The sequence below is a fragment of the Bradyrhizobium sacchari genome (genome assembly GCF_002068095.1).
In the GTDB taxonomy this organism is placed as follows: domain Bacteria; phylum Pseudomonadota; class Alphaproteobacteria; order Rhizobiales; family Xanthobacteraceae; genus Bradyrhizobium; species Bradyrhizobium sacchari.
Map to the genome: position 1 here is coordinate 1 of NZ_LWIG01000019.1, position 12101 is coordinate 12101.

Genomic DNA, 12101 nt, shown 5'->3' on the forward strand with positions numbered 1-12101 from the left:
TGGCAAGCTTTATGACCCGAGCCGCAACGTAGGTCCGATCCTGGAAGCGGCGTGTTGGGTCCATGCCCGACGACCGTTCTTCGTGATGGCTGATCTGGCGGAGAATGCGCGCCGCAAGGTACAAGGCAAAAAGCCAGCGGTGATCTCGCCTCTGGCACTGGAAGCAGTCCGTCGGATCGACGCCTTGTTCGAGATCGAGCGAGGCATCAACGGCGAGACGCCCGAACGGCGCCGGGCCGTCCGCCAGGAGCTGAGCGCGCCGCTGATGGCCGATCTGAAAGTCTGGATGCGTGAACAACGCGCCAAGCTCTCCCGGCGCAACGACGTTGCCAAGGCGATGGACTACATGCTCAAGCGCTGGGATGCGTTTACCCGCTTCCTCGACGATGGCCGCATCTGCCTGTCGAACAACGCCGCCGAGCGAGCCCTGCGCGGCATCGCCCTGGGGCGGAAGTCTTGGCTGTTCTGTGGCTCCGACCGCGGCGGCGACCGTGCCGCGATGATGTACAGCCTGATCGTCACAGCCAAAATGAACGACGTGGATCCACAAGCTTGGCTCGCCGACGTCCTGGCACGCATCGCTGCACATCCCGTACAACGGCTCGACGAACTTTTGCCCTGGTATTGGCGCGACCGAAATAAGCAAGTCAACCAAGCAGCCTGAGTGACCGCTACGCGGTCCTCACCGGATGCTTACCCTTGACTGTGGCGCGCTGCCAGATATCAGCAGCACCGACTGCCAAGCTTGCGCCGATTGTTACTTGCCAGCAGCGGGCGCTCCAAGCAACAGCACCAGGTTATGCGCGCTCATGGCGCGCACGCTCTTGCGGTGGGCTTCTGTGACAACAAGACGCTGAAGATCATTGCCCATAGCCGCCAGGATTAGCTGTGCTTGGGCGTAGCTCAGGCGCGGCGAGGACCTGATCTGTCTTACAATCCAGTCGTAACCGAACACGAGGCAACGTCCGACGCCCTCTTTTCCGAAAGCTTCCCTGATTTTTATATCGCTTGCACCTGACACGGCGTAATCGGCGGCCAATCGTCGCTTCGCAAGCCTTCTTGCCTTCTCCAGCTCATTGCTTAGGACGCTCAGAGTCAGGTTTGAGGGCTTCGAGGTGAATTTGCACTGAATTGTGGAGCTGCCGGCGGCCGGATCGTCCCCGCCCCACCGGCCGACAAAGGCGCCATCTCGACCGCCATCATTGCCAGGCAAAAAGCTCTAACATGGCGACGGAGGCATTCTTCAGCAAGAGCGATGCAAAGATCCTGAAATGCTTTCCAACCCAGAATGTGCAGAGGATACGTCATTGCGCTAATCCACGACAACAACCCAGCCAGGAACTGATTTGTAACTTGATACAGCAGGACTCGCGCGCAAAGCCTCGGCTGGCGGATCCTCGAAGGTGGAAGACTCCGATGGGGCGAGCGCTTTCCGCGCGTCCGGATTCGTTATGATCGAACTCTCGCGCGCCTATCCAGCCTACAATGCGCTCCTTGAGGGACTTGCACTCCGAGACGTTGAGAGGGTTCGGTTGCCGGCGCCAGGCAAGGTCGAGGCCATCGATACATCTGGCGGTTTGAGCAATCGATGCGGCGCGTGATCGGAGACCGGATTTCACAAGCGAATAATGTCGTCATGTTGCAGACAGATGCTGCGCGGCGGCCTGGATTGCCTTTGCGGCGCTCTCGTACACACCGACCACCGCGCACGATAACATCAAATTTTGACTCAGACCGAAATCCTCCACTTCTAGCTGCCGATCATCCCTCAACCGCCGATCATGACCACGCTCTGTGGCTATTCGACCGGCTAGGGGCCGCAAATCCCGGCTATACGCAAAAATCGGGAGCGCGAAAGCATTGGCAAAGCCCATCTCGAACGCCGTACCGTCGTCGGCATGTGGCCCCCTGAATGGCGACACATCCGCGACAACAACGTCGCATGCCCGAAGACGGGCGATATTGTGATCGAATATCTCGCGGGCGGTGACGCCGGGTTCCAATTCGTCTAACGGAAACACTCCGATCAGGCCATGATCTTGGCAAAGTTTTTTGAGCAGATGCCCCACTTCGAGTGCATCCGGGAAGAAAACCGTGGGGCCTGCGAGGTACGCCTTTGGTGCACTAGGCATTTGTGTTTTCCGCTTTCAAATTTTTAGCTCGTCTATCACCTTGCTATCGCGCACAGCGTCGAGGGATACGGTAATTGGAGTGCCAACCATTCTCCAACGAGAAGCATCCGCATTTTGCCTTGCATCCAGGGTAGCTTCAAACAAGGGATCGCCATGAAGACTGATCACAACGCCGTGGTCACCTGGCGGGCAACTGATGACTTGTGCGGTACCGGTCGCATCCTTCCACAAGCCAACGGCCCAACTCGCTTCCCGGGATCCCCGCTCCTCGAGACTCATTCTTTCGAGCGCAGAGTTCGATCGAGATATCAATCCCCTTGAAGTGAACGTTAGAACCGAGCTCCCCGGATCATCCGAAAGTGCCGTCGCGTAGCGCGCTGACCATCTGACCGGAATTTGTGGCCCATCCATAAGCAATACGAACACCAGGTTAGGTCCTATGGCTCTCAGCACCTCGTGGCACGGATCGCTCCGAGCGAGATCCTCGCAGATCATGGTGGTAAAAACTGAGGCACTTCGAATGACCTTTACGTGGATTTCCCGCTGCTGAAGAACAATCTTTTCCCACCAGAGATATCGCGGATCCAAGGCGTTGGTCAGGTCGTAACTTGCGAGTTGATGTACGTCCAACCGCCAGCGATGATGTTTTGCGCGGCTCGTCGTTGCAGCCATCCTGGTAGAACGTACGCCATTCGGCTCATCGAAAAAGTGGGACGAGAGCGCGAAATTGCCCTTCTCGCCGGCACAATTGTCACTCGATCCTGCGACGAAAAATTCAACGTCTGGATGGTGGTCGCGAAGATGATCGGCGACAGCTTTGTACGACTTCCAATCGAGCGCGTATTCAGGGAAAACAACGCCGTTGACGCTACCCGCCTTTGCTCTTGCTTGGGCCAAGAGAAGATCGACCATCTTTACGATGGCCTGTGAATTTCTGGGCAACCAGTGCTGATCGAGTGTGAACCAACCCCAGGGTTTGGCTCGACCTGGTCTCCTCAGCTCTTCTTCGGTGGTCACCTTTTCTCCGACAAACCACTCTGCATCGATTTCGAACGGATACGGAATCAAGAGCAAACGAAGATCTGTTCGGGATTCTGGCAACATATACTGGGGAGGCCGCTGCCAATGCGCGCGCATCTCGCCCCTGGGCGGGAGAAGCGCCAGGTTGTGCGCCAATGTTCGTGGCGTACAGCCTACTTCCGGCGTATGCGACTTGGGCTGTACGCAGACGACGTCACGATCTGCCATAAGGCAAATGCTTGCAATCTGTCTGTCTACACGGCGGTGGCGGTCAGAGGGCGTAACCCCATCTGCCGAATTGCGCAGACAGTAATCGACGGTAAGCGCCACCCAGCTCCCGTGCCAGGCGCTCTGCTTGTCGTCTACGTGGATGTAGCCGACACTTTCGCAAGCCTCATCGGCGATCGCCATCAGCGCCCAGCAAATCTTCCACCAGCATGGTGCTGATTTGCCTACTTCAGGCTCCTTGAAGACCGGCTCGCCTCTGCACTTCCAAAGCTCGGACCATAGCTGTTGTATTTCGATCGGTAGCTCTGGATACTGCTTGGCCCACCCCGTCCCGATGTGCTGCCACTCCTGGAGGTCTGCATCCTCGACGCATACACATGCTTCACTCCAATCGTCCCGTCGGCCTCGTGGCACGAAATAGTGATAGGCACCGCCGACCTGCAGCAAGAAAGCCGCAACCGCAAACAGGTCGGGCGGAAAGCTCGGAGCGAACCTAAGCCGTTTGTTCTGCTGGTCGGGTCCATCCGGGAAGACCCAGGAGATTACGGCCCCAACGCTCAGAAATCGGGGCCCATTCGCGGGAGAAAAAGGCGGCATTTTCAATGGGATGGTTAACGTGGAACAGGGAGGCAACCTTCCTACTTATCTACCATGACAAAATTGTAAGCAAGGGTTGTGTGATGGACGGCTTCAACCTAAATAGATGATCGGGGAAGCGGCCGTCAGCGATACCGCCGGCGACGTTCGGACATCTCGACTCAACCGCGTGTGTGTGTTTTGTTTGAACCCGCCGGGTTTTGGCGTAGACGGACGATTAACGGGAAGACGCGAAGCTGATAGCCTCGTCCGATTCGTTCTTGAAAAGGTGTACCGTGACCATTCTTGTTGATGAGGCATACGAAGAGGCCAATCGTCGCTCCGCAAATTGGGCGGGGGAGATGGTTCGTCGGCGTTTTGCCGAAGTGTACGGTGACAAGGGCGCGCAGGTTCTGACCGAGATTCAGTCGCGGATGGAATCCAACATCCGTAGCGATGGTCGTCTGGCGCCAAAAGCGACAGTCCCATCCGCGCCAAAGTAAGCTGCAGATTCATCGTACTTGAGGATAGGAGCCTCGGTCGCGGGGCGTAGCATTTCGCGAGATTTGCGTATCTGGGCGGACCGGACCGACTGCTCAGCCGCAGTCAAGGAATGCCACCTCCGATTTGCCGAGTACTCTCGGCAATCAATCCATTTCTGCGACAAACTATCCAATAGCTGGCATCATTCAACTGATTGTTGCATCGAACGGGATGCTGCACTGATCGAAGTCTGCCTTGGGCGTACCTCGACAAACTTTCGATCTTTCTAGGCGGCGTCCACGACCTCCACATCGTCCCATCTGGATTCGGTGCCGGCGCTCGCATTCCGAGAGGAAAAGAATCGCCTGCCGGCCGGCATCTTCTTCATGTTTATGTGCGGTCATCGCTTGCGCGCCGTTGGACTCTATCGGTTTGCGAGGTGCTTCGGCATTCTTGATGGCGGCATGCCTACCGCTTTCGTGCCGCGCAGTTTCAGCGTCTCCGGCGTGTTATCGGCAGACGAGAGTGTGCGGCGCAGATGCAGAAATTGGGCGCCTAATTCGCCGAGGCACCCGTACCCATGAACAGAGCTCCTATCCAACTCGCCCCCCGAGGAAGCAACATACTATAATCGTAGGGCGCGGCGGCGCCGCGCAGCTCGAGGCGCACGTGAGTGCGTCGCGCGCCCCCCGGCCATCACTCTCCATGCTGGAAGTAGGATGAGCATTGTGCTGACTGTAAATGGTCCAGTCCACCTCAACGCCAAAACCAGGAACAGTAACTATCTGACGCAGCTTTCTAATACCAGTCACGGTGCGAGAGCAGACGAAGCTCTGTCCGTTATATAAAATCCGGAATGGGTTTCGTTGATCGTGCATCTAACCGGCCTTGATGACGCAAGGGGACCCTTGGACTGCGGTCTTTGCGTCCGCGTCGCGAGATCTGCCACGCGCAGGGAAGAGACGATTATGGCGGCGAAGATGGTAGCGCAATTGGCGCGCTATGATTGTTCGATCAGTAGTCTCAAGCTGCAGGATTTCAGCAGATTAGCGCGTGGTGTCGTTCAATTTCCGCAGAGCGGTGCTGAAGATTAGACGTCGCGAGAACTTCACGGCGCGTCTACGCTTTCGTTCGAAGGCTTTCGCGCCGAATGAACCGGCGTCCCACCATTCGACGTCTGCTCTGCGCTAAGCGGACGGTCGGATGAATTCCACGTGATCTAACACGATGAGAGCAACCGCGTTGCTATGTTTTGTTCAGGTCCCGCAGAACTGCGTAGATCGTCCAGATGGTGCTCACCACCGCATCATCGGAACGCGTTCCTCCAAAACAGGTGATGTCATCTCCCTTTTGCTCTGCAACGAGAAAGGATCATCGAAGGTGGCTTGGCTCGCGCCTTCTTCGATTCACGTCTGGCCGCTATCCGCGGCTGACCGGCTTTCCTACGTACACTTTGCGGCGGGACCTTAGGGCGGTTGACCATCGTCCCGCAAGTCCAGCGGTCGGTCACCGTTTCATCGGATGATGCTGCTTTGTCAAGGTTGTGGGGCTAAGTCTATCGCGCGCTCCAAACACCGAACGATCATGGCCAGCACCATATCGCTAATGAGTGCAACCAGCATGATCATTCCAGCCCGTGCTAGAACGGCAACCTCCAGAGGAAATAGAGAAGCCCAGCGATGGCGCTCCAGAAAACGATGCCGCGGACTATGTTCTGCGATGTCATGCGCCCGGCCGTCGTCGCTTCACAAGCTTAGCGGGCAGGCCGCTTTGCCATGGCGATTTCATCGAACGCGTCAGCAAGCCCCACCAAGAAGACTCGATGCCACGCATCATCGTCAGGAAGCTCCCACTCCCGCAGGCCCGCGACATATCGGATCAGCGCGATAGCGCCGGCGATCGTGGTTGGCGCAGAACGGATCAGCACATTTGCATGCTCCGTGAGAGCGAGGTTCCTTTCGACGCTGATTTCGTCGGCGGCAGCAAATTCGGCACCATCCGCGAGCTTTGCCGAAACAGACGCCGCCACATCGTAATGCGCGGACAGCTCGCGATGACGCTCGATCAGTACGAAGATCAGATCCCGATCGGCTTCCGTAGCCGACCGGATGGAAGTTTCCTGCGATGACAATGTTGGCTCCCGGCAAATATCAGGTCGACGTTAGCATCGCGGCCACGGGGATAATCAGCGTAGATGAGGTTTCATCCGCTGTCTTTCTGCTTGATCGGCTTTAGGATCAGACGGGATCCCCACTCGCTAGGGCTTGTCTTGGGCCTTCCCGCTGTTGTGCATTGCGACACTCGCGAGCCGGAATGCACTGCGTTTGCTTGATCATCGATAAAAGCCCGCCATGTAGCGGATTGCGATGAAAGTCCCGACAACAATTGCGGCCGTGATAGCGATTGAAAACGCTACTCGCGCTAAGAACTGGCCAGGACTAAGTCCGTCCCATGAACTCATTTTCTTGCTCTGCGTTGCAGGGTTTGCGCCCGAGGCGTAAAAGCCTAGTTAGTGCGGGGGGTGATCCAGTCCCAGACCTCTTTGGACAACCAGCCTTCAAGTTGACCGCTTACCAATCTCGTGACAATGAGCCGGTCATTTTTTTCCATGTATCGCCGGATGTCCGCGTCTATCGCCTCGGCGCTCGACGCTGCTTGGATGAACCACACGGAATCCAGACCCTCATCCTTTAATGTGACTGTAGCGTGAAATATGATCGATCAGATTTTGCCGAGCCTGCGCATAATTCGCCCTGTGTTTATTCAAATCCCAAGTGACCAAATACACCGCCATTACTGGTCTCCATACTTCGCTTACCGCGCTTAGAATGACCGTGCCACACGCAGGCTGCGAGTAGTCGGCGAAATCTAGGCTACACGGGTTGAGAATCCTCGCGCAGGTTGAGGCGCTTGCCGCAAATCCCTCCCTGTGGGCAGCTCGCACGGGCGATTGCAAACACCGGTGCATCTTGCTGAGTTAACGGGGAGCTGCGACAGGCTCAACGCAAAGTAAAACTCGCCCGGCCGAGCTTAGCGGTTTGGCATAGGCGCTTCGACTTCGATGATCCCAATGCCTCCGCAGCGGATGAGGTAGGCTAGCCAGTTGGCATTTGGATCGACGTCGGGGGACGGTGATGCTAAGCGTTGAGTCGGGGAACGATCGGGCATACCGCTTCAGCTGGCCGAGGGATTAGCCCCGGCCGAGCCGTCCACGAGATTGCCTTCTCCGAATGAGTGGCCGGGCCTAGATGGGGCCATATGGCAAGATAGGCCGCCTCAATTGGCGCCCTCTCATGAAAAGACCATATCTCGTCGGCTGTGAACAATCCTCTAAGCGATTGAGCGGGAGTCAGTTTTTTGGGTTTTGGGGGCGATTGAGATTGCAGGGAATGGAAGCTTGAGCGCCGCAAACCTTGCAAATTCGTTTTGTGGATTCCTCTCCGTTGTGAACCGTGCTTCTGTGGTGCACCGGAGGGACAATGCGGCCGAAGAAGCACAAGACGACGGGATCGAACGATCTGTTCCGGGCCCGACTGGACCAGATCATCAACATGAAGCACGAGCTTGTTCTGCTCGCCGGCAAGGTCGACTGGGACTGGATCGACGGGAGATCGCCCCGCTCTACAGCGAGAACGGCCGACCAGGAATCGAGACCCGCTTTATGATCGGACTGTTGTTGCTCAAGCACATTTACGGGCTGTCCGATGAGGGGGCGTGCGAGCGCTGGGTCCATGATCCGTACTTCCAATTCTTCACCGGCGAAGAGTTCTTCCAGCACGCCTTCCCGCACGAGCGCTCGGATCTGAGCCACTGGCGCAAGCGGCTCGGCGACAAGCTAGAGCGGTTGTTGGCCGAGAGCCTTCGGGTGGCGCACACGGCCGGTGCGTTGCGCAGCCAGGACCTCAAGCTGGTCACGGTCGACACGACCGTGCAGCCGAAGGCCATCAGCTTCCCGACCGACGCCAAACTGCTGCATGCAGCGATCCGCGGGTTGAACCGCCTGGCGAGGAAGCACGGGGTCAGGCTGCGGCAATCCTATGCTCGCGTGGCCAAAAGCGCGGCGATGATGGCGGGCCGTTACGCTCATGCCAAACAATTCAACCGGCATCAGCGACAGCTGCGCATCCTGCGCAGTCGGCTGGGCCGGATCATCCGGGACATTCGCCGCAAGACCGAGGGCCAGGCCGCACTGGAGGAGGCATTCGCCCTGCCGCTGAGCCGAGCCGCCCAGATCCGCTCGCAGCAGCAGCGCCAGCGCGGCTTCAAGCTTTATTCTTTCCACGCCCCGGAGGTGGAGTGCATCGGCAAGGGCAAGGCCGCCTCGCCCCATGAGTTCGGGGTGAAGGCATCCATCGTCACCAACAATCGCCGGGCGCCTGGTGGCCTGTTCGTGCTGCACGCCAGCTCGCTACCCGACAATCCCTATGACGGTCACACCTTGCGTGATGTCCTTGACCGCACCGAGACACTCACCGGCTGTGCGATCGAGCGGGCCTACGTCGACAAAGGATATCGCGGCCACAACGCACAAAATCCCCGTCGCGTCTTCATCTCCGGTCAGAAGCGCGGCGTCTTCGGCGTCATCAAGCGAGAGCTGCGCCGTCGCTCCGCCATTGAGCCCATCATCGGACATCTCAAAACCGAAGGACACCTCGGCCGGTGCCACCTCAAAGGCCGCGCAGGAGACGCCGCGAACGTCGTCCTCTCCGCCGTCGGTCACAACTTCCGACGCATCCTCGCCTGGTTCAGAGAACTTTTGCGCCTGTTGCTCGTCTCGCTCTCACGCACCCTCAACTGTCCGGCTCAGCTCAATCCGGCTTCTTAACGATCGACTATCTCGGGTCGTTTGGTGAGGCGGATAGAACAACCCTATTACGATCCAAGCATTGGGAAGCTGATGCAGGTTGCGTACAAAAGAGTCCGTATCGTAATTCTCTATCATTTCCGCCTCGTACCGCTGACGGAATTTGCTCTGCCATCCATCCCCGCATTTTGTACCACTGCCGGTAAAATTCTCCCCCCTCCCAATCAGTGCAGATCTTGCCGTGACCGGGACAGAACACCTGGTTGCATCGAAATTCATAGCTAAAGGCGAAAGGTATCTTCTCAGTTCGTTTTCCGGAGGTTTGTGAAAGAGCGATGTTTGCCGAAGGGCCTCAAGCTGCTTCTGGCTCCATTTCGCACTAGATGGCGCGAAAAGCAGCCTTTCGATTTTCGGCTTGATAAATCCCAATGTGGGAAAGCCATCACTTTCCCGGTCCGCCGGCAATTCGCAGAGTGCCGGGTTTAAAACCGGGCGCAACACGTTCGAACGAGCTGCCCGCTCCCGTTCTGGCGACAACGGCGCCAGGTTCAGCTATCGTTGACGTCACGCTTGTCGGCGAGAGCGTGGGGAAACGTGTGCCTCGGACAGGACAGGCGCTGCCGGTCAGTATGGCCATGATGAACCATCACTTGGACGCTGTTGTGCGGACAAAGCCTCGCGCCTTGCGCGTCGCCGATATGCCGTTTCTCAGCTTTTGAGCGACCCGAGAGATAGGTAACGGTCCGTACCGGACACATGGGTTACACTTTCCGCTTTTGTTCTGCGGGAGGTGTGGATGCCGTGGAAAGCGAGTTCGGTGATGGAAGAGCGCCTTCGCTTTGTCGCCCGTCTGCTGGACGGGGAGGCCATGACGGACGTCTGCCGGGAGTTCGGCATATCACGCAAGACCGGCTACAAGATTTTCGATCGCTACAAGGAACAGGGGTTGGCGGCCCTGAGCGATCGCTCGCGGCGGCCGGTGCACTATGCCAATCAGCTCCCGGAGCAAGTCGAGGGCCTGATCGTCCGCCTCAAAGCCGAGAAGCCGCACTGGGGGGCGCGCAAGATCCGTGAACTGCTGGTCCGGCGGCTCGACGGCGATGTCAGGCTTCCCGCCAAAAGCACCATTCATGCGGTGCTCGATCGCCATGGTTTGGTCAAACGCGGCGGCGTGCCGCGCCACCGCGCGCGCGGCACGCCGCTGTCCGCGGGCGCTGTACCCAATGATCTGTGGTGCACCGACTTCAAAGGCGAGTTCAAGCTCGGCAATGGCCGCTACTGCTATCCACTGACCGTCACGGACCATGCCTCGCGGCGACGACGTTTGTCCTGACGTGGATCTTCAGCGGCTGGCTTTCCATGGATCACGGCCGGTTGTTTTCGCGCGGGCAGCTGACCTCGGCCGAGGCCGGCGTGATCAACGTTTCACCGGATTGGACCGCTACCTCATCGTTTGGTCGGCGGCCGGTATCGCCGTCAGCCCGTGACATCGAGTGGTTCGCGTTCAACGGCAATGTGTATCGGCGCGACCGGATCAGCCTCGACGTGCAGGTCATGTTCAGGGTTGACGAAGAGCTCGGCGACGGAACGGGATCGCTGGGTTCCTCAGAGATTCAGGAATTCGTGGCACGTCTGGCGAAGGGCTGCGGCGTGCCTTCGATGGTTGCTGCAGAGGACCACTATCCCGCACAATCGAACCTGCCGGGCGCTCCGGTCTATCGCACGAAATGCGGCGAGGTGTGGTTCGATATCGACGGCGCCGACGGCCGCGTGCTGCAACATTGGGACGCCTCGCGGCGCGCCTATCGCTGGCTTTACGGTGCGCTGCACACGTTGGATTTTCCGATCCTGCTGGCTTATGCGGACCTCCGCACCGGCCTGATCGTGAGCCTTTGCGCACTCGGACTTCCGTTCTCGCTGACCGGAGTCGTGATCGGCTGGCGCCGCTTGCGCAGGCAATGAGAAACAACGAAAGGGCCCGTTGAAGCGGCTGATAGGCCGCTTGTCGTTGGAGGTGCAGACTGCCGGCCTCAAGCGTTAGGACAGACCCGGCACCAATGGCCGCTGCAAGTGCTTGGCCATCAAATCCGCTGCCTCGGCGTAGCGCCGCGCTTCCAAGACGTCGAGCAGGCGCAAATGCTCACGCACGTGCCGGCGCATGCCGTCGCGGTCGGCGAAGCTGCGATAGGCGAATAGACGCCTGATCGAGTTCACCCGCTTGAGCGCCTCGACGAAGAACGGATTGCAGGCACCGCGGATGATCTCCTCATGGAACTCGCAGCCGGAGTGATAGATCTCGCCGATCGTCATCTTCTCGAGCTCGCCTTCGAGGACGCGCTGCTGGCGCTCGCGCAAGCGTGCGATCACCTCCTGCGACAGCATAAAATCGGGCTGCGCGATCGCCGCCGGCTCGATCACCACGCGAAACGCCATCGCCTTCGCCTGTGCTTCGGGGCTGGAGACGGTTTCGGTAAAGCGCCAGCCATAGCCCGGCAGGCGCGCGATCCACCCCTCGGCCGCAATGCGGTCGAGCAACCGCTGCAGCTCGGCCCGGCTCAGATCATAGCGGCGCATCAGCTCCGCCTCTGTGACATCAGCCGGTAGCCGGCTCGCGAGAAAGTCGCCCGCAATCGTCGCATAGACCTGTTCGCTGCGCCTGACTGCCGCGAGCGCCGGTTGGGCTGCACCGCTGGTCGGATTCTTTGCCAGCACGAAGCCGCGATGCGGTTCGCCGCGCGCCAGCCCCGCCGCCTCCAGAGCCTTCAGGCCGAGCCGGATCGGCGCACGGGAAAGATCCAGTGCGTCCGCAAGCCTTTGTTCGATCAGGCGATCGCCGGCCTTCATGCCCTCGCGGCGGG

The 12101-nt window shown here is 58.8% G+C and carries 9 protein-coding genes and 4 pseudogenes; 7 read left to right on the top strand and 6 right to left on the bottom strand.

Annotation, left to right across the window (positions count from 1 at the left end; genetic code table 11):
• The coding region (gene tnpC / locus A5906_RS22945; protein WP_136615428.1) for an IS66 family transposase at nucleotides 1-664 on the top strand (664 nt) is incomplete at its 5' end.
• 93 nt (nucleotides 665-757) lie between these two features.
• Here tnpC and A5906_RS41600 read toward each other — a convergent pair.
• From A5906_RS41600 to A5906_RS22960, 3 genes are all read right to left on the bottom strand, one after another.
• Nucleotides 758-1039: a hypothetical protein gene (locus A5906_RS41600; protein ID WP_136615429.1), complete on the bottom strand. Its 282-nt coding sequence runs from the start codon at nucleotides 1037-1039 to the stop codon at nucleotides 758-760.
• Nucleotides 1040-1634: 595 nt separating this feature from the next.
• Nucleotides 1635-2132, bottom strand: a complete 498-nt coding sequence (locus tag A5906_RS22955) for a nucleoside 2-deoxyribosyltransferase (protein WP_080137579.1) — start codon at nucleotides 2130-2132, stop codon at nucleotides 1635-1637.
• A gap of 15 nt (nucleotides 2133-2147) precedes the next feature.
• On the bottom strand, nucleotides 2148-3563 hold the full coding sequence (locus A5906_RS22960; protein ID WP_136615430.1) for a hypothetical protein: 1416 nt from the start codon (nucleotides 3561-3563) through the stop codon (nucleotides 2148-2150).
• 689 nt (nucleotides 3564-4252) lie between these two features.
• On the opposite strand from A5906_RS22960, the gene A5906_RS41605 reads away from it, so the two are divergent.
• Both A5906_RS41605 and A5906_RS46000 read left to right on the top strand, forming a co-directional pair.
• Nucleotides 4253-4459: a hypothetical protein gene (locus tag A5906_RS41605; RefSeq protein ID WP_136615431.1), complete on the top strand. Its 207-nt coding sequence runs from the start codon at nucleotides 4253-4255 to the stop codon at nucleotides 4457-4459.
• Nucleotides 4460-5407: 948 nt separating this feature from the next.
• The gene (locus A5906_RS46000; RefSeq protein WP_283807718.1) at nucleotides 5408-5533 is read left to right on the top strand and encodes a hypothetical protein; all 126 of its coding nucleotides are present in this window, start codon (nucleotides 5408-5410) and stop codon (nucleotides 5531-5533) included.
• A gap of 659 nt (nucleotides 5534-6192) precedes the next feature.
• Here A5906_RS46000 and A5906_RS22965 read toward each other — a convergent pair.
• Nucleotides 6193-6570 carry a hypothetical protein gene (locus A5906_RS22965; protein WP_080137581.1) on the bottom strand — a complete coding sequence of 126 codons (378 nt, stop codon included), beginning with the start codon at nucleotides 6568-6570 and terminating at the stop codon, nucleotides 6193-6195.
• Between the two features lie 1348 nt (nucleotides 6571-7918).
• Between A5906_RS22965 and A5906_RS22970 the strand changes: the two are divergent.
• A pseudogene (locus A5906_RS22970) lies at nucleotides 7919-9264 on the top strand (IS5 family transposase).
• Nucleotides 9265-9271: 7 nt separating this feature from the next.
• Here the strand turns inward: A5906_RS22970 and A5906_RS46595 are convergent.
• Nucleotides 9272-9580 carry a hypothetical protein gene (locus A5906_RS46595; protein ID WP_488225932.1) on the bottom strand — a complete coding sequence of 103 codons (309 nt, stop codon included), beginning with the start codon at nucleotides 9578-9580 and terminating at the stop codon, nucleotides 9272-9274.
• 217 nt (nucleotides 9581-9797) lie between these two features.
• On the opposite strand from A5906_RS46595, the pseudogene A5906_RS44835 reads away from it, so the two are divergent.
• The 3 pseudogenes from A5906_RS44835 to A5906_RS22985 all read left to right on the top strand — a co-directional run.
• A pseudogene (locus A5906_RS44835) lies at nucleotides 9798-9959 on the top strand (3-methyl-2-oxobutanoate hydroxymethyltransferase); the annotation flags it as partial.
• Nucleotides 9960-10039: 80 nt separating this feature from the next.
• A pseudogene (locus A5906_RS22980) lies at nucleotides 10040-10558 on the top strand (helix-turn-helix domain-containing protein); the annotation flags it as partial.
• Nucleotides 10552-11205: pseudogene (locus A5906_RS22985) on the top strand (PepSY domain-containing protein); the annotation flags it as partial. The pseudogenes A5906_RS22980 and A5906_RS22985, both read left to right, overlap by 7 nt.
• Nucleotides 11206-11280: 75 nt before the next feature.
• Here A5906_RS22985 and A5906_RS22990 read toward each other — a convergent pair.
• The coding region (locus A5906_RS22990) for a GntR family transcriptional regulator (RefSeq protein ID WP_080137603.1) at nucleotides 11281-12101 on the bottom strand (821 nt) is incomplete at its 5' end.

Coding starts and splice junctions, on each gene's coding strand:
- A5906_RS46000 (WP_283807718.1), top strand. CDS start 5,408: ATGGCGGCGAAGATGGTAGCGCAATTGGCGCGCTATGATTGTTCGATC.
- A5906_RS22955 (WP_080137579.1), bottom strand. CDS start 2,132: ATGCCTAGTGCACCAAAGGCGTACCTCGCAGGCCCCACGGTTTTCTTC.
- A5906_RS22960 (WP_136615430.1), bottom strand. CDS start 3,563: ATGGCGATCGCCGATGAGGCTTGCGAAAGTGTCGGCTACATCCACGTA.